The organism is Rhodococcus sp. DT1 (assembly GCF_049844875.1).
Classification (GTDB): domain Bacteria; phylum Actinomycetota; class Actinomycetes; order Mycobacteriales; family Mycobacteriaceae; genus Rhodococcus.
This window is the reverse complement of the sequence record NZ_JBNCLW010000005.1, coordinates 134,198-151,964: the sequence shown is the minus strand read 5'-3', so window position 1 is coordinate 151,964 and position 17,767 is coordinate 134,198. Positions and strand designations below refer to the sequence as shown.

At 67.1% G+C, this 17,767-nt stretch carries 16 protein-coding genes; 4 read left to right on the top strand and 12 right to left on the bottom strand.

Annotated features, from left to right (window positions below):
* The first annotated feature begins 44 nt into the window (after positions 1-44).
* Positions 45-1,619, top strand: coding sequence for an FAD-dependent oxidoreductase (locus ACLQ3J_RS14080; RefSeq protein ID WP_296550242.1), 1,575 nt, complete (start codon positions 45-47; stop codon positions 1,617-1,619).
* Here ACLQ3J_RS14080 and hsaA read toward each other — a convergent pair.
* The 5 genes from hsaA to ACLQ3J_RS14055 form a co-directional block, all read right to left on the bottom strand.
* Entirely contained in the window at positions 1,616-2,785 is a 1,170-nt protein-coding gene (gene hsaA / locus ACLQ3J_RS14075; RefSeq protein ID WP_425903665.1) for a 3-hydroxy-9,10-secoandrosta-1,3,5(10)-triene-9,17-dione monooxygenase oxygenase subunit, read from the bottom strand. The two genes, ACLQ3J_RS14080 and hsaA, sit on opposite strands and share 4 nt — an antisense overlap.
* A 27-nt stretch (positions 2,786-2,812) precedes the next feature.
* Positions 2,813-3,736: a VOC family protein gene (locus ACLQ3J_RS14070; RefSeq protein ID WP_169623111.1), complete on the bottom strand. Its 924-nt coding sequence runs from the start codon at positions 3,734-3,736 to the stop codon at positions 2,813-2,815.
* A gap of 29 nt (positions 3,737-3,765) precedes the next feature.
* Complete coding sequence (locus ACLQ3J_RS14065) at positions 3,766-4,944, bottom strand: acyl-CoA dehydrogenase family protein (RefSeq protein WP_169623110.1); 1,179 nt, start codon at positions 4,942-4,944, stop codon at positions 3,766-3,768.
* Positions 4,945-5,103: 159 nt separating this feature from the next.
* Positions 5,104-5,979: an alpha/beta fold hydrolase gene (locus ACLQ3J_RS14060; protein WP_169623109.1), complete on the bottom strand. Its 876-nt coding sequence runs from the start codon at positions 5,977-5,979 to the stop codon at positions 5,104-5,106.
* 87 nt (positions 5,980-6,066) lie between these two features.
* Positions 6,067-6,954, bottom strand: a complete 888-nt coding sequence (locus ACLQ3J_RS14055) for an IclR family transcriptional regulator (RefSeq protein WP_169623108.1) — start codon at positions 6,952-6,954, stop codon at positions 6,067-6,069.
* A 242-nt stretch (positions 6,955-7,196) separates the two neighbouring features.
* Here ACLQ3J_RS14055 and ACLQ3J_RS14050 point away from each other — a divergent pair, with 242 nt between their 5' ends.
* Positions 7,197-8,342 (top strand): 12-oxophytodienoate reductase, encoded by a 1,146-nt coding sequence (locus tag ACLQ3J_RS14050; RefSeq protein ID WP_169623130.1) that lies wholly within the window; start codon positions 7,197-7,199, stop codon positions 8,340-8,342.
* A gap of 244 nt (positions 8,343-8,586) precedes the next feature.
* On the top strand, positions 8,587-9,936 hold the full coding sequence (locus ACLQ3J_RS14045; RefSeq protein ID WP_296550238.1) for an MFS transporter: 1,350 nt from the start codon (positions 8,587-8,589) through the stop codon (positions 9,934-9,936).
* Positions 9,937-10,015: 79 nt separating this feature from the next.
* On the opposite strand, the gene ACLQ3J_RS14040 is transcribed toward ACLQ3J_RS14045, so the two are convergent.
* From ACLQ3J_RS14040 to ACLQ3J_RS14010, 7 genes are all read right to left on the bottom strand, one after another.
* Positions 10,016-10,372: a GNAT family N-acetyltransferase gene (locus ACLQ3J_RS14040; RefSeq protein ID WP_425903663.1), complete on the bottom strand. Its 357-nt coding sequence runs from the start codon at positions 10,370-10,372 to the stop codon at positions 10,016-10,018.
* 26 nt (positions 10,373-10,398) lie between these two features.
* Positions 10,399-11,202: an SDR family NAD(P)-dependent oxidoreductase gene (locus tag ACLQ3J_RS14035; protein ID WP_296550236.1), complete on the bottom strand. Its 804-nt coding sequence runs from the start codon at positions 11,200-11,202 to the stop codon at positions 10,399-10,401.
* Between the two features lie 32 nt (positions 11,203-11,234).
* Positions 11,235-11,492 (bottom strand): hypothetical protein, encoded by a 258-nt coding sequence (locus ACLQ3J_RS14030; RefSeq protein ID WP_169623129.1) that lies wholly within the window; start codon positions 11,490-11,492, stop codon positions 11,235-11,237.
* Between the two features lie 23 nt (positions 11,493-11,515).
* Positions 11,516-12,676: a Rieske 2Fe-2S domain-containing protein gene (locus ACLQ3J_RS14025; RefSeq protein ID WP_169623104.1), complete on the bottom strand. Its 1,161-nt coding sequence runs from the start codon at positions 12,674-12,676 to the stop codon at positions 11,516-11,518.
* A gap of 149 nt (positions 12,677-12,825) precedes the next feature.
* Positions 12,826-13,122, bottom strand: a complete 297-nt coding sequence (locus ACLQ3J_RS14020; protein ID WP_425903852.1) for a nuclear transport factor 2 family protein — start codon at positions 13,120-13,122, stop codon at positions 12,826-12,828.
* A 93-nt stretch (positions 13,123-13,215) separates the two neighbouring features.
* Positions 13,216-14,895, bottom strand: coding sequence for an AMP-binding protein (locus ACLQ3J_RS14015; RefSeq protein WP_425903660.1), 1,680 nt, complete (start codon positions 14,893-14,895; stop codon positions 13,216-13,218).
* A 115-nt stretch (positions 14,896-15,010) separates the two neighbouring features.
* Positions 15,011-15,844, bottom strand: coding sequence for a MaoC/PaaZ C-terminal domain-containing protein (locus ACLQ3J_RS14010; RefSeq protein ID WP_425903659.1), 834 nt, complete (start codon positions 15,842-15,844; stop codon positions 15,011-15,013).
* A 240-nt stretch (positions 15,845-16,084) separates the two neighbouring features.
* Between ACLQ3J_RS14010 and ACLQ3J_RS14005 the strand changes: the two genes are divergently transcribed.
* Positions 16,085-17,767 (top strand): class I adenylate-forming enzyme family protein, encoded by a 1,683-nt coding sequence (locus ACLQ3J_RS14005; protein ID WP_296550229.1) that lies wholly within the window; start codon positions 16,085-16,087, stop codon positions 17,765-17,767.

The following is a 17,767-nucleotide window of genomic DNA, read 5'->3' as shown; positions in this document are numbered from 1 at the left end:
CTTGCGTAGGTGCGACACCCACCACAACCGAGAGGACAACTCCCGTGCAGGACAACACCAGTGAATTCGACGTCATCGTCGTCGGATCGGGCGGCGGGGCGCTGGCAGGCGCATACTCCGCCGCTGCGGCCGGTCTGCGCACCGTCGTTCTGGAGAAGACCGGACTGTTCGGCGGCACCTCGTCGTACTCCGGCGGGGCGATGTGGCTGCCCGGCACCACGGTCCAGGAACGCGCGGGCCTCGGCGACTCGACCGACGCGGCACGCACCTATCTCGCGGCCGTACTGGGCGACGCGGAGAAGGATCGTCAGGAAGCGTTCCTGACCACGGCCCCGGTGCTCGTCGACTTCCTCGAGCGCGACCCGCACCTCGAATTCGAGTGGCGCCCCTTCCCCGACTACTACCCCGCACCGGGGCGTGTGGACGTGGGACGCGCGATCAATGCCCTGGACCTGCCGAGCGAACAGATCGGTGCTCTCCGTGAGCGAATTCGCCCCGAACCGGGACTCGATCGCAACGGTGAACCGCACCCCGACGAAACCCTCATCGCGGGACGCGCCCTGATCGGACGGCTGCTCCTTGCCCTGCAGGGCACCGGCAACGCGGACCTGCGTACCGGCACCGCCGTGCGGTCGCTGATCGTCGAGAACGACCGGGTCGTGGGCGTGGAAGCGCTCACCGAGTCCGGGGAAACCGTCCGGATCCGCGCGACCCGCGGCGTGCTGCTCGCCGCCGGCGGCATCGAAGGCAACCAGGACATGCGCAGCGAGCACGGCACTCCCGGTGCCGCGGCGTGGAGCATGGGCCCGCGCGGTGCCAACACCGGCGATCTGCACGTCGCGGCCGCCGACGCAGGTGCCGCGATCGCGTTGACGGACGAGGCGTGGTGGTGCCCCGGCGTCGAGATGCCGGACGGATCGGGCGCATTCATGGTGTGCGTGCGCGGCGGCGTCCTCGTCGACGCGGACGGCCGGCGCTACCTCAACGAGATGCAGCCGTACGACCGGTTCGGGCGGGAGATGCTGGCACACGGCGTGTCGCGGTCGGTGCCGTCGTACCTGATCTTCGACTCGCGTGAAGGTGGGCCGGTACTGCCGGCCATGTCGATTCCCGAGGCGAGCGCGGACGATCATCTCGCCGCCGGAACGTGGGTGCGCGCCGACAGCATCGAAGAACTCGCCGCACAACTCGGCATGGACGCGGACGCCCTGCGATCGACCGTCGAGCGCTTCAACGACTCGGCGGCCACCGGAGTCGACGAGGACTTCGCGCGTGGCGAGGACCCGTACGACGTGTTCTTCTGCCCGCCGAGCGAGAACCCCAACCGCGCCCTCACCGCCCTGACCGAAGCACCGTTCTACGCGGCCCGGATCGTTCTCAGCGATCTCGGGACGAAGGGCGGGGTGCGCACCGATACCGATGCGCGGGTGCTCCGTGAGGACGGTTCGGCGATCGCCGGGTTGTATGCGGCAGGCAACACCGCTGCATCACTCAGCGGCCGGTTCTATCCCGCGCCCGGAACTCCGCTGGGAACGGCGATGGTGTTTGCCTACCGCGCGGCCCAGCACATGGCGCAGGCGGACTCGGTACTCCCCGGCGCTGCCGTGACCGAGAGCTAGACGAGGTTGTCTTCGACGGGCAGCCCGAAGGCGTCCTTCCCGTAGAGGGCGAAGGCGCGTTCGGGCTCGTTCGCGACGTGCATGCTCCCGGCATGCGCGTCGCGCCACGCCCGTTCGATGACGTTGCCGAGAAACAAGGACGTTCCACCGGCTGTCTTGAACAGCAGATCGATTGCTTCGACGGCCCGTTCGGTGGCTCGTACCTGATCGCGCCTGGTTCGTAGCCGCAGGGAGAAGGGGATGTCGTCTCCGGCCTCTGCGAGTCGCCAGAGTTCCCGGATGTTCCGTTCGAGTTGCAGTACCGCGGCATCGATTTCCGAGGACGCGCGCCCCACCGCGACCTGCGCGAACGGGTCGTCGGCGAACCGTCCGCCACCGAGGCTCAGCCGCACCCGTTCCCGCATCGCCGCGAGGTACTCGTCGTAGCAACCCTCGACCACGCCGACGATCGGCACGGCGACGGTGGTCGCGAAGAGCGACGCGAACGGAAGCCGGTACAGGGGGCCGGCATTGACTTTCTGACCGGGACCGCGAAGGTTCGCGGTGTCGAAGTTGCGCACGACCCGGTACGAAGGAACGAACACGTCGTCGACGGTGATCTCGTTACTGCTCGTTCCCCGCATGCCGACGACGTTCCACACGTCGCGAATCGAGTAGTCGTCACGTGGAACGAGTGCGGTGACGAAATCCAGCGGTCTGCCGTCCGCGCCGACGACCATCCCGCCCAACAGTGCCCACGACGCGTACTCGCATCCGGACGAGAACATCCACGTCCCCGAAAATCGGTAACCGTCGCCGACCTGACGGAGCCTGCCGACCGGCGCGTACGCGGACGACACGAGCGTCGACTCGTCGCGGCCCCAGACGTCGTGCTGTGCGCGGTCGGGGAACAGCGCGAGATGCCAGGGATGCACACCGACGACCGATGCGATCCATCCCGTCGACCCACATGCCGCCGACAGCGCCCGCACAACCTCGTAGAACCGCATGGGGTCGGTTTCGATCCCGCCGTAGCGTCGCGGTTGCAGCATCCGGAAGACGCCGGCGGCAACCAGTTCCGCGATCGTCTCGTCGGGAATCCTGCGCGACTCGTCGATGTGCGCGGCCCGGGCCGCCAATCCGGGTGCGAGTTCCCGTACCGCGTCGAGCACATGGCAAGGCGTCATGGAGTGCGCTCCCGTCCTGCTACCCCGTCAGTGCGACGGCGGAGTGAATGCCGCCAGGGGTTCGGACGCCGACCAGTCGTGTCCCCAATAGCTGTCTGCGGTGATTTCCTCTGCCGTGTAGAAGGTCTCGTCCACGAGCATTCCTTCGGTACCGAATTCGATGTCCCAGCCGCCCGGTGCCCGGACATAGAACGAGACCATCTTGTCGTTGGTGTGCCGGCCGAGCGTCGACGAAATCGAGAAACCCAGCTTGCCGATCCGGTCGAGTGCCTGACCCACCGCGTCGAGGGTGTCCACCTCGAGCATGAGATGGACCAGACCCGGTGCGCCGAGCGGCGGCGCGGGGCACAACGCCAGGCTGTGGTGGCGGCGGTTGACGCCGAGGAAACGCACGCGTCGGACGGGAGGCGGCGCGGACAGACCACCGAGGCGGGTCGCACCCCGGGGAAGGAAACCCAGTACCTCGGTATAGAACTCGTACGATTCGGCGAACATCGCGGAGGGGAGCACCACGTGCCCGAGGCCCTCCGGCCCGGTGTGGAACGTGCCGCCGAACGGAGTCACGAGCGGGCTGTGGTCGAGCACGGGACCGAAGAACACCTCGGTACGGGTGCCGCCCGGATCGTCGAACGCGATGACCTGTTCGGCGTCGCGGTACGTGGACTCCTCCTCGCTCAGCACCTCGACCGAGATGCCGGCCTTCTCGACCGCTTCCCGGACACGCCGGAGCGCGAATTCGTCGCGCACCTCCCAGCCCACCGCCAGGGCACGGTCGGTGTCGCCCGGAAGGACGATCAGGCGTGAGCGCCGCTCGTCGATCCGCAGGTAGAGCCCGTCGCTCTCCGGTCCGGTGCCGACGGCCATCCCCAGCCCGTCGACGACGAGTTCACGCCAGCGAGCCACGTCGCGGGTCTGAATCCTGACATAGCCGAGTCCACGGATATCCGTCATGTCCGTCCTTTCCTGCCTGGGGGGTGGAACTAGATCATCGAGCGCATCATGCCCTGCGGTTCCTCACCGAGCTGGGTGAGCGTCGCCGCATGGAAGATCGATCCGGGCACGTGGATGGCGTGGCTCAGACCGGCGTGGGCATCGCGCCAGAAACGCTGGAGCGGGTTGCTCAACTGCAGGGCACCGCCGCCCGCGCGGCCGAAGATCTCGTCGACCGCGGCCACCGCACGCCACGCGGCAGCGGTCTGCGTCCGCCTGCCGACGGCACGCATCTCGAAGGTGACCTCCTTGCCGCGCTCGGTGAGATCCCAGAACCGGTCGACGGTCTCGAGGACGGCGGCACGCGAGGCGGCGATCTCCGCGGCCGCGTTGCCGAGCGCGGACAGCACGTACGGATCCTGCTTGATCGCGGTTCCGGAGACGGTGACCCGTTCACGCTGCGTCTCGATGTAGCAGTTGAGGGCGCCCTCGGCGATACCGATGAGCGACGAGGTGATGCCCAGCGGGAAGATGCACGAGAAGGGGAACTTGTAGAGCGTCTCCTCGCGTCCGGCGTCCTGCCACGCCACGCCGCCCATCACGCGTTCCGCCGCCAGTGTGCGGTACGCCGGGAGAAAGGCGTTCTCGACGATGAGGTCCTTGGAACCGGTGCCACGCAGGCCGACGACGTTCCAGCTCTCGTGGTCGATGCGGTAGTCGGATCTCGGCACCAGCACGTGCAGGCTCTTCGGCGGAGACACCCGCTTGCCGTCCTTGTCGCCGACTGCCGCACCGATCATCACCCAGTCGCAGTGATCGGTGCCCGACGAGAACGACCAGCGGCCGTTGAGGATGTATCCGCCGTCGACGGGAGTCGCCACGCCCATCGGCGCGTAGGGCGAGGCGATCCAGGTGTCGGGGTTCTCGCCCCACACTTCCTGCTGCGCCTTCGGGTCGAAGAACGCCATCTCCCAGGGGTGTACACCCACGATGCCGCTGACCCAGCCCGTCGCGCCGTCCATCGCGCCGATGGCCATCGCCGTCTCCGCGAACTCTCGCGGGTGAGCCTCCAGGCCGCCGAATTCCTTGGGCTGCAACATCCGGATGACGCCTGCGTCGCGGAGCCGTCCGGCACTGCGGTCGGTCAGACGCATGAGCGTGTCACCCTCGGCGCCGTCCGCCCGGATTTCGTCTGCAAACTCTGCGAGGGAGTCGAGGACCTGTCCCATGATGTCTCCAGCTTTCTGATGGCGACGCCCGGTCACCGTGCGAATGTGCTGCCGGCGGCGTCGGAGTTCCGGTGGTGGCTACGGTCTCAAGAGATCGCAGCCGTGCTCCGGAAATGTTCCACTGAGCGGGATCGACCGGGGCCGAGGGTGTTCAGACCGTCAGGACGCCGTGGCGTCGTCCCGCTTCAGGAACGCCAGGACCGTCGCGAGCCACGCGTCGCGGGCCTCGATCATGGTCCAGTGCCCGCAGTTGGGGAACACGTGCAGTTCTCCGCGGCGCAGGTCCCGCATCGGGAGCATCGCCATGTCGACCGGGCTGACCCGGTCGTCACGGCCCCAGGTGAGCAGGGTCGGTGCGGTGATCCGGCCGAGTTGCGCCCAGTAGGGGGTGGCGTCGGAGGCGAGGGCTGCCCGCCCGGCCGCGGCGAATGCCGCGGTGCTGTACATGCGACGCGCGATTTCCAGGGTCTTGGGCTCGGTGGCCAGTGCCCACCGCTCCTCGATGAGCTCTTCGGTGATGATCGCCGGGTCGTACACCATGGAATGCAGCCAGCGGACGAGCTTTTCGCGTGTCGGATCGTCCGTGAACTCCATCAGAAGCTTGATGCCCTCGCCCGGTGCCGGCGCGAAGACCGAACGTCCTGCGCCGCCGATGGTGACAAGCTTGCTCACCCGGTCGGGCTGTGCGATCGCGAACTGGGTACCGACGATGCCGCCCATCGAGTTGCCGATGATCGCTGTCCGGTCGAGGCCCAGTCCGTCGAGGAAGTCGGCGACCGCTACCGACGCCATCGCCATCGGGTGACCCTCGCAGGGGTCACTGACCCCGAATCCGGGAAACTCCAGGACGAGGCACCGAAAGTGCTCGGAAAGGTCGGCGAGCACGCCGCGATAGTTGCGCCATCCGGTGACTCCGGGGCCGGACCCGTGCAGAAGGACGAGCGGTTCTCCGGCACCTGCCTCGTGGTAGCGGAGGGTGCCCCGGTCGGTCTCGAGCGTCCTGGCAGTCTCGTCGTAACTCAATTCGGTCGTCATATCCGAGACGTTCCCAGTGACGGCCCTCACGCGGCGCGCGACCTCCCGGTCACCGGGACGTGCCGGGCGGTCGTCGGTCGTGGCGGGTTATATCCACTCCCCCGATTGGGTGGCGAGCAGCCGCTCCATGGCGTGCGAGGACCACGACTCTGCGGGGACCCGCGCCGTGCGGGTGCCCCGCCGGGGAACGCTCAGTTCGGGATACAGCGCGCGCGAAACGTCGCGGGCCGCCGCCGCGACGAGCGGCGCGGTCCGTTCGAGAAGACCCGCGCGGGTGGGACCGCACAGGGAGATCGAGGCGATGGGCCCCTCGGGTCCCCGAATGGCGGCACCGACACATGCCATCCCGACCGCGGACTCACCGGTTTCGAATGCCAGACCGCGCCGGCTACGGATGCGGTTGAGTTCGAGATGCAGAGTCGACAGATCGTGGATGGTGCGGTCGGTACGGCGGGCGAGCCGCTCGTCGTAGAGGTCGTCGACCTGCTCGGGCTCGAGGCCTGCGAGCAAGGCTTTTCCGCACGCGCTGGCGTAGGCGGGAACCCGGCCGCCGACACGGGACGGCAGTGCCGCGGCGAGCTGGCCGCCGATCTTGTCGAGATAGACGCAGTCACCGCCGTCGAGCACCGCGAGGTGCGCGACCATGCCCGTGGTCATGTGGAGTTCGTAGAGCAGCGGAGCGGCGGCTTCCCGGATCCGGATGTGGCCGTTGTCGCCTTCGGTCATGGCCTTCGCCCGCCGGCCCAGGCAGTAACCGAACGACGCGTGGTCGATCCAGTCGAGCCGAACCATCTGGTCGAGGATGCGATGAACGGTCGAGCGCGGCAGTCGCGTGCGGCACGCGACCTCTTCGAGAGTGAGACGAGACGAGCGATCGTCGAAGGCATCGAGGATCAGGGTCATGCGTTCCACCATCGACGCGGGAAGCTCGCGCTTCGCGGACTCGGCCGGTTTCGCGTAGTCGGACTCTGACATCGGCACCCTTTCGTTCACCTGCACAGAACCCACAGAACGACAAACTGAAATTCATTCTTGTGGTCTGCACCAAAGGGTACTACGGAAGGTGACGAAGTACACACACCGCCCGCACATCCCACTGACCAGGAAGAACCTGTCCACCGATCTGCGGCGCCGGTACAACCGGAGAGCAAGGTGCCCGATCGACCTGCAGTCGTCACGGCAATCGCGTGACCACCGACGAAAGTGCCGAAACAGCCATGACCGAAGTCCCCTCCGCTCTCTTCCGCCCGCTCGCCGTCCGCTCCCTTCGGCTGCGCAACCGCATCGTAATGTCGCCGATGACGCGGTCGCACTCGCCGGGTGGAGTACCGGGACCGGACGTGGCCGAGTACTACCGGCGCCGTGCCGCCGGGGGCACGGCACTCATCGTCACCGAGGGAGTGGCGATCGACCACCCCACCGCCGTCGACAACCCCCGCGTGCCTCACATGTACGGCGAGGCCGCACTCGACGGGTGGCGCCGCGTCGTCGACGCGGTCCACGCCGAAGGCGGCCGGATCATTCCGCAGCTCTGGCACGTCGGGCCGCTGTGGGGAGCCATGACGGCAGATGTCGATCCCGCCCTGACCCCGATGCGGCCGTCGGGAGTGTGGGGAGAACCCGGCGTCACCTCGTACGGAGCCGACTATGTCGCCCGCGCGTCGAAGCCCACGCGCGCCATGACCGACGAGGACATCACGCAGGTCGTCGACGCATACTCCCGTGCCGCAGCGGCTGCGAAGGAAGTCGGATTCGACGGCGTCGCGCTGCACGGCGGTCACGGTTACCTGCTCGACTCGTTCCTCTGGGAAGGAACCAACCTGCGCGAGGACCGCTGGGGCGGTGACCTCCGAGACCGGACCCGATTCCCCGCGGCAGTCGTTGCAGCCATTCGCGCGACCATCGGTGAGGACCTGCCGATCTTCTATCGATTCTCGCAGCACAAGCAACAGGACTACGAAGCCAAGATCGCGCACACGCCGGACGAGCTGAAGGCCGTCCTCTCGCCGCTGGCCGACGCCGGCGTGGACGTGTTCGACGCAAGCATCCGCCGCTTCGATCTGCCCGCGTTCGAGGGCAGCGACCTCACCCTCGCCGGATGGGCCAAGAAGGTCACGGGCGCCGTGTCCATGGCGGTCGGAAGCGTCGGCATCGGCGCAACCCTGCGCGAGAGCCGCACCCAGGGCAGCGCTCCCGTCCGAGACAACCTTCCGGAACTCGAAAGCCGGATGGGCAGGGACGAATTCGATCTGATCGCCATCGGGCGACTTCATCTCGCCGATCCCACGCTCGCGACGACGTTGCGCAACGGCGCAGCGCTGCCGGAATTCGACCGCACCGTCCACGAGGCGGCACTGCTCTGATCTCGGTGCACCGGAGACGTCGGCAGTCTCGATGAGCGGGAACACAACTCGGAGAGTTTGTTACCTCATCTAGAAAGTGATGCGCACCACTCCCGACTGGAGTGAGGAAACCCCGCGGGCCACGACGGGCCGCCGAGAGTCTGGATGCGCAGTGACGTCATACGCTAACGAGCTATCCCACCGGGAGCCCGAACATACTTCCGGCCGAGGACGATTCGACCGCAGGCAACCCGTCTGGGTAATCGTGGCGGTATTGATCGCCGTCGAGATCATCAGCGCTTTCGAAACTTCCATGATGTTCGCAGCGATCCCCACGCTCATCACGGATTTCGACAGCGACGCCTCGACGGTCGGCTGGGCCGTCACCTCGTTCCTCCTCGTCGCGGCCGCATCTGCCGCGGTCTGTGGCCGCCTCGGCGACATGTACGGACGCGAACGGGTATTGATCGTTCTTCTCGTGGTCGCAGCGGTGGGTTCCATCATCAGCGCCGCGGGCGACAGTCTCACCAGCATCATCGTCGGCCGCACCATCCAGGGTGTTGCCGGCGCGATCCTTCCGTTGTGCATCGGCCTCGCACGTGAGCACCTTCCGTCGGGCAAGGTTCCCGTCGCCGTCGCGCTGATCTCGGGATCCGCCGTTGCGGCGGGTTCGGCGTCACTGCTGGTCGCGGGGCTGCTCATCGACTACGCCAGCTGGCACATGATCTTCGTCGTCGCTGCCGCGTACTCGGTGTTCGCGATTCTGCTCGTGTGGTTCGTCCTGCCGTGGCGGCCGCCGACCGGCACGAAGGAGAAAATCGACTACGTCGGAGCGGTGACATTCGCGGCATCCGTCGCTGCGATCCTCCTCGGCGTCAACAAGTCGCAGGCCTGGGGCTGGGCCGACGGCCGGACCCTCGGCCTGATCGTCGGTGGCGCCGTCGTACTCGTTCTGCTCGTGCGGTGGGAGTTGCGCGTGCCGTCACCGATCATCAATGTGCGCCTCTTCGCCGGACGCAAGTTCTCGCTGACGATGCTCGCGACGGTCGCGATCGCCGCAGGACCGATGGGCGTCGCCACCATGATCATCCCGATCATCATGCAGACACCCACGTCGGACGGCTTCGGCCTGGGCCTGAGCGCAACGCACGCGGGCTGGTTGTCCTTCATCGGGTCGATGTTCGGTTTCGCGTGCACACCCCTCAGCGGCCGTATCTCGGCGGCCGTCGGGTCCCGCGTATCGATGTTGATCGGCAGCATTCTCTTCGTCGCCAGCACCGTGACCATGATGACCGCTCACAATTCGGTCGTGGCGATGACCGCGATGGTCGTGGTGGTGTCGGTCGCCACCGCATTCGCCTACACCGCCCTGCCGAACCTCATCGTCGAGGCCGTGCCCGAACGCAACACGAGCGAGGCGACCGGCACGAATGCGGTGCTGCGTACCGCAGGGCAGGGTGTCGGCACGTCCGTCGCCACCATGTTGCTCGCGTTCGCGGCCACTCCGATCGGTGGCCTGAACATGATCGGCGTCATGTTCCTGGTACTGGCGTTCATCGCGATCGCGCTCACCGTGATGATTCCCCGTGGCGTCCCGGACGCAGTCGCCTCCTGACCCATCCGACGTCTTCTCGTTTCCTCCCGGCATGAGGAGGCACCCTGCGCGCCCGGTTCCGCCCGGGCGCGCAGTGCGTTCATCCAGAGGCCGGCCGACTGTGTCTACTCGGGCGTTCCATGTATGTCGGGCCGTAGGCAACAAATCCGAACCAGGAGTAGAGCGGCTGCGCATCCGCCGTATGCAGCATCCACCGGAAGTCTGCTGCGTCGATATCCGACAGCAGGCACTCGAGCACGGCGCTCCCGACGCCGTCGCCCCGATGCTCCGGGAAGACGAATCCGTCTGCGATGTACCCGTAGGCGACACCGTCGGACGACACCCGGACCGCGCCGAGCAGTTGCCCGGAGTCCGGCTCCCTCGCGGCGTAGATCTTCCAGGCGCTACACAGAAAGCCCCGTCCAGCCCTGCGATCAGGGCGGGACGGGGCAGTCATCCCTGGTGAGGGAGTCGACAGTTCTGTCAGCGGTTCATCAGGGCACGCATCGCTTTCGCTGCTCCTTCGACCAGCTCGCGACGAGGGAATCCGCTGCGCTTCACCGCTGCGTCGTAGTTTCCGCCCGCGATCCACACCGGACCGTCCTCGAGATGTTCGAGGCCTTCGCGTGCAACATCTTCCGACTCCGAGACACGCATGCCGGGGACATCGAAGTTCAGTCCGGCGCGCACCATCGCGGGGGTGCGCGTGACACCGAGGACGAGTTCGACGACGTGGACACCGTGGGGTGCGAGTTCGAGCCACAGGCTCTCCGCGAACACCCGGCTGAACGCCTTCGACGCCGAGTAGATGCTCTGGTGTTCCGAGCCCATGTATCCCGCGAGGGAGCCGAGCAGCATGATGCCGCCGCGGCCCCGCTCCTTCATCGGCGCACCGAACAGTTGCGCGAGTTCGACCTGACGGTGCACGTTGAGGTCGATCACGCCGCGGAATCCCTCGAGGTCGCCGGTGACGAACTCGTGTCCGTAGCTGTTGGCACCCGCATTGAAGATGAACAACCCCACCTCGAGATCCGCTGTCGCGGCGCGGATCTCGTCGACTGCGTCGGCGGCGAGCAGATCGAGCGCGAGAGTGCGTACCTGTACGCCGTTCTCGCGGGCGCGGTCCGCGGTCTCCTCGAGCGGTCCGGGCTTCCGTGCGATGAGCACGAGATCGAATCCGGCACGGCTCAATTCGTCAGCGAAGGCGGCGCCGACACCCTCCGATCCTCCGGCGATCACGGCCCACGGGCCGTACTGTGCACGATCGAGGTTGAGGGGTTCGGTCATCGCGGATCCTCCGGAGTGGTCGGGTCGAAGCTTCATTGGACAACAGGTGCTGGCACGGGCGCGTCGTCGTAGACGTCGAGGACGCCCGACGCCGCCGCGCGTGTGATGGTTTCCGCGAGCCGGGTGCACGCCATGCGCGGGGCACCCGGGCGGCCGTCGCGGCCGGCGTCGTCCTGCACCTGAGGACAGCGCCGGCGCGCGTCGGCGTTCCACTGGATGGAGGTGTGCTCCCAGCTGTTCTTCTGAACCAGCACTTGCGCCGAGCACTCGGCACACCGCAGCGGTTCCATCCGGTTCTCCATCGTTACTACTCCTACCCCGCGCTGGTGGGTTGTTCCTCGAGTGCCTTGCGGGCGATGTTGGCTTCGACTTCCTTCATCCACGCAGCAACCGGGCGCGTCGTGTCCATCTCGAACTCGAAGCGGTCGGTCATCTCCGGCTTCACCTCGTCCACGTCGACGTAGAACTGCTCGTACCAGCGGCGAAGCTGGTACACCGGGCCGTCCTCTTCGCACAGCAGCGGGTTGTCGATGCGGGTCTTGTTGCGCCAGATCTCGATGTCCTGCTCGAAGCCCTTGGCGATGAAGTTGCCGAACTGCTGCGCGACCTTCAGTGCCTCGTCGCCTTCGAAGCGATCGGACTTCTTGACGATCATTCCGTACATCAGCACGAACTTGTTCTCGGAGACCGGGTAGTGGCAGTTGATGAGGGTCGACTCGATGTCGTAGCCCTCGTACTCGTAGACCAGGTCGTCGATCATGAACGACGGCCCGAAGTAGCTCGCGTCCGAGCGACTGCCGAGCATCCGCGGCTGGCCCGCGGCGTGCGGACGGGCGTCCTCGCGCGCCTTGCCGCGCATGAACTGGCTGGCCACGTGACCTTCGAAGACGTTCTTGAAGTACGTCGGGAAGGAGTAGTGCACGTAGAAGAAGTGCGCCATGTCGACGATGTTGTCGATGAGTTCGCGGCAGTTGGTGTCGACCTCGGTCCGGTACCAGACCCAGTCGGTCCACTCGTCGCTCAGCGCGCCCTCGATCCGGGGGATCGTGACGTCCGCCGGCGGCGGGTTGCCCTGCGGGTCGTTCCACACGAACAGCAGACCGTCCTGCTGGAGCGTGTGCCACGCGCGCGTCTTCGCGATGGGCGGAACCCGGCGGGCGTACGGAATGTTGGTGCAGCGGCCGTTGCCGCCCCAGCGCCAGTCGTGGAACGGACACGCAACCTGGTCACCCTTGACGGTGCCCTGGCTCAGATCGCCACCCATGTGACGGCAGTAGCCGTCGAGGATCTTGAGCTCGCCTGCGGTGTCCGCCCAGACGACGAGCTTGGTGCCGAAAGCCTCCACGGAATGCGGCTTGCCGTCCTTGAAGGACTCGGCGAGGCCGAGGCAGTGCCAGCCGCGCGCGAAACGGGTAGGAGCAGAGCCCGCGACGATCTCGCGGACCTCGGTGGTGTCGGAAGTGCCCAGGCTCACGGTCGTCCGTCCTTTCGGGGGATTGGGAAGTACGGGGTACACCGGCGGAAATCGGCACGTGTTGTGCCGGTCGGGGTCTCGCCGCTTCGATGATCCTGACGCTAGGTGATCACCGTCACGCCCAATCCCGGCGTCTCACTGGGCGGGACTCACGAACTCCGGGTGTCGGACGCCGACCAGAACGCGCGCATCGACGCGATCCGGCCGTCGTCGGCGAAGGTCATGACATCGATCGGTTCGAAGACGTACTCGGTCCCGTCCACCTCCGAGGTCACCCGGAAGTGGAAGGCCGCTTCGTTGCCTGCGATCCGCAGGGTGAGCAGTTCCGTCGAGTTGCGCGAGTGCTCGAGTCCCGCATACAGCGGGAGGATCGCGTCGCGTCCCGTGCGCACGTCGCTGCCGACGGGGTCCTCGACGGTCGCAGTGTCGGTGTAGAGGTCGGCTATGCCGGCTGCGGACGACGCCTCGATCCGCCGCAGGTACTCGCGACGGTGGCGCGAATGCGGTCGGGGCCCGGGATTTCGTTGTTCACGGCGGCCTCAGACGCTCTGCGCGGGCGCCGGCACGGGGAGCAGCGCAGCCCTGCCGTTCGCGGCGAATTCGGCCTCGAGACGCGCGCGTGCGTCGTCGTCGAAGGGCACGTACTCCGCCGTACGCGCGACACGTACGTACACCGTGTCGTCGGTGTTCCAGGCGGCCGCACGCAAAGGCGCCTTGTCCACCTTGTTGCTGCCGGTCAGCGGGATGTGGTCGGTCACCCGGACGAAGCGTGGCCACCACTTGTCACCCATATCCGGCTGCTCGGCGAGGAACGCGCCGAATGCTGCCGGGTCGAACACCGATCCGGGGTCCAGTTCGACAGCGCACATCACCTGGTCCCCGGTGGCGGGGTCCGGAACAGCGAAGACGGGCGCGGAGAGGATTCCGGGGCACCGATGCAGAACCCGCTCGACCGGAGCGGCCGAGAAGTTCTCGCTGTCGACCCGCAGCCAGTCCGACGACCGGCCCGCGAAGTAGAAGAACCCGTCGGCGTCGCGATAACCGAGGTCACCGGACCAGAAATCGTTCCCCTTGATCCGGTCCGCCATCGCGCCGGGATTCTTGTAGTAACCCTCGAAGGTGTGGGCTGTGTTGCGGGCGACGATCTCCCCGACCGCTTCACCGTTGATCAGGCGGCCGGTGTCGTCGAACTCGGCCGGCGGGCATTCCTCGCCGGTGACCTCGTCGAGGATCCGCACGTCGACGCCGCCCACCGCGACTCCGAGCGAACCGGTCGGGGTATCGGGAGTGCGGTTGATGCGGAAGACCCCTTCACTCGAGCCGTACCCCTCGATGACGGTGCAGCCGAAGCGCTCCGAGAACCGGGCGACGTCCACTTCGGAGGCTTCGGTCCCGAATGCCACTTCGAGTGTTCCGTCCCGGTCGCGCGGATCTTCGGGACGGCTGAGGACATAGGCGAGCGCGCGCCCGACGTAGTTCACGAAGGTCGCACCGTAGCGATGGATGTCGTCGGCGAAGCGGCTCGCGGAGAACTTCCGGATCATGCTCACGGTCGCACCCACGCTCATCGCGGTACCGAGGTTGAGCATCAGGGCGTTGCCGTGGAACAGGGGCATGCACAGGTACGTGACCGAGTCGCGGCGCATGTGCGTGCGTTCCGAGAGCGGCCCGAACAGCCGGGCGAGCCGGCCCTGGCTGACGACGACCGCCTTGGGAGCGCCGGTCGAACCCGAACTGAACAACAGCAGCGCGATGTCGTCCGGCGACGGCCGGGTCTCGGGAAGCTGGGCACCACGGAACGGTTCGAGGAACGCGCGGTATCGCGGGCTGTCGACGTCGAGGATCTTCTCGGCGGGCAGGCCGTGGTCGGTGCCGGCGACGAGATGCGCCAGGCGCGACTCGGTGATGATCAGGTCGACGTCGGCGTGCCGGACGTCCCGGGCGATTTCCGGGCCGCTTCGGCTGGCGTTGATCCCCACCACCACGGCACCGGCGAGTGCTCCCGCGCCGATCCAGAACACGAAGTCCGGAACGTTCTCGAGAAGCACTCCGATGTGGCGTTGCCGTCCCTCGGGCAGTGGCACGGTCGACACGAGCGCCGAGGCACGATCGGCGCTTTCCTGGACAACTTCGTCCCAGGTCCAGCGCTGGTCCTCGAAGCGCAGTCCCACCTTGGCGTCGCCGCGGCGAGCTCGCACTACTTCGGCGAACGTGTCCAACTCATACCTCCAGATAGTCACGAGCGATGGGGCCATCACGGGCAGTCCGATCACAACAGACGCTCACGCGGCGCCGCGCCGGATTCCCGGCCAGCGGGAGCGCACGCGAGGGCTTCTAGCTCTGGGCGAAGACCGCGCGGCCTCCCGACAGCACTGCTCCTGCCTCGGTGGTGACGTCGAACCGCACCTCGGACGACGCGCCCCAGGCGCGGATCTCGGCGGTGTCGCCGGGGAAGACCGGGGCCGCGAACCGACCGGACAACGCGACGAGATCTGCGGGGTGTGCTCCGAGCTCTTGCGCGAGCGGCAGAGTCGTCGCGGCCAGCGTGCACAGTCCGTGGAGAATCGGCCGCGGCTGTCCGATCCCGGCTGCGGCGTCCGGATCTATGTGGATGTGGTGACGATCGCCGGTGAGCCGGTACAGCGCGGCCTGTTCCGCGTGGGTGGTGAGGAGTGCGGTCGAGTCGGGTTCGCCCTCCGGTTGCCCGGGCGCGGACGGACCGCGGTCCCCTCCGAATCCGCCCGCTCCCGGCGCGAACAGTGACCATGTGGCGACGAAGTGCTCGCTCTCCACCACCACCTCGAAGACTGCGGCGCGGCCTTTGTCCCACACTTCCCCGACCCGCGCCGTCATCGTGATGCTGCCGGATCTCGGGAGCGGGCCGAGAACGTCCAGCTGCTGGGAGCCGTGGAGTGCGGTCTTCGTATCGAATGCACCGAGCGATCCCAGCGCATCCGGCGCCCACTGCGCCAAGGTCAGAGCGAAGGTCGGCAGCACCCGGAGACGGTCCTCGAACACGAGGTCGAGATCTGTGGCGCGAGCCCCCACCGCGAGCGCATACAGAATCGCGTCGCGCTCGTCATAGGTGACCGTCCGGGTGCCGAGTTCGGCACCGCGCCAGGTTGCCGGGGTCGGCGTGTCGGTCGTGGTTGCATCGTGTGCGGGCATCGTTTCGTGTCCTTTCCGAGCGTGCTGATCGCACGCTAGGCACCCCGTGTAGCGGGGGTCACCGAGCATCCCACTGACCGGTACATTCGAACAGGGCGTACATCGGCGTGAGAGATTCTTGCGATCCGATCCACGAGGAGGGGCATTCGTGCAGCGTGCAGGATCACCGGCGACTCACCGGTCGTCGGCGACAACCGGTCCGAGCCGGGCCGCCACGCGATCCGGACTCGGCGGTGCACGATGAGCATTCCGTCGGATCCCTTCCCCTTCCTGGATCAACTCATCTCCCGGCTCACCGGGCCGGGCGGCGAGTTCGAGATCGTGATGGACGAGGTCCTCGGTACCTCGATGCCGGTCATGCGTAAACGGAACCGCGCGGTGGCGGATCTGCTGTCGCAGTCGCTCGTCTGGGGTGATCGCGAGTATCTCGTCACGGCCGACCGCCGCATCACCTTCGACGAGAACGCGAGGGAGTCCTATGCCCTCGCCGCCGCGCTGCGCGAGCGGTACGGCGTGCGTGCGGGCGACCGGGTAGCCATCCTGTCGGCCAACAGACCCGAGTGGGTCACCGTGTTCTGGGCGACCCAGGCTCTCGGCGCCATCACGGTCGGGCTCAACGCATGGTGGGTGCAACCGGAACTGGAGTTCGGTATCCGCCATTCCCGCCCACGCATCGTCTTCGTCGATGCTCCGCGTGTCGAGGCGGTCACGAAGATCGCCCCGAGCGACACGGTGGTGCTGTCGGTCGAGACGGATCTGCCCGCACTGATCGCCGAGTTCGACGGCCGGCAGCCTCCGCCCCCGCGAATCGACGAGGACGACCCGGCCGTCCTGCTGTACACCTCCGGTACGAGCGGGGACCCCAAGGGGGCGTTGCACTCTCAGCGCAACCTCTTGGCCGTCGTCGATTATCAGCGCTACACCGAAGCGATCCACACGATCTGGACAGGCGAAACGTACGACCGCTCGGCCCCGTCCGACGCCCGCTACCTGCTCACGTCGTCGATGTTCCACATCACGAGCCTGCACAACACGATCGTGCCGCGGCTGGCGATGGGAAGCACCGTGATCATGAACCAGGGATGGTTCGACGTCCACCGTGTCCTGGAATTCATCGAACGCGAACAGGTGACGCACTGGCTGGCCGTGCCGTCGATGGCGGCACGCATGCTCGAAGACGAGGACCTCGACCGGTACGACCTGACGTCGCTGACACGGTTCACCCTGTCCTCGGAACCGTCCACACCGGAGTTCAAACAACGCCTGCGCGAGCAACTCCCGTTCGGACGGCACGCGATGGTCGACAGCTACTCCATCACCGAATGCAGCACATCGATCGCGGTGGCCAGCGCACAGGAACTCGAGAAGCATCCGGGTACCGTCGGCGTCCCGATCATCACCGTCAGCCTCGAGATCCGCGATCAATACGGCGAATGGCTGCCCGACGGCCACGTCGGCGAGGTGTGCGTCCGCAGTCCTTTCGTCATGATCGGGTACTGGGACGACGAGAAGGCCACCGCCGAGGCGATCACGCCGGACCGCTGGCTTCGGACCGGCGATTTCGGGGTCGTCGAGAAGGGCCGGCTCCGGCTGGTCGGCCGGCGTGCGGATCTGATCCATCAGAACGGCGAGAACATCTATCCCTCCGAGGTCGAACGAGTGCTTGCCCAGCATCCTGCCGTGCGCGAGTGCGTGGTGACGGGAGCACCGCACGCCGACTGGGGGCAGGAAGTCGTCGCGGTGGTCGTGCTCGTCGCGGGAACGACGGTGACCGAGGAGGATCTGACCAAGTTCGCCGCCGAGCACCTCGCCTATTTCAAGGTACCCACGCGGTGGCGCCTGACCCATGATCTGTTGCCCCGCAACTCCACCGGAAAGATCGTCCGTAAGGGCTGGCGCGGTACGCACGGTCCGGAGATGTGA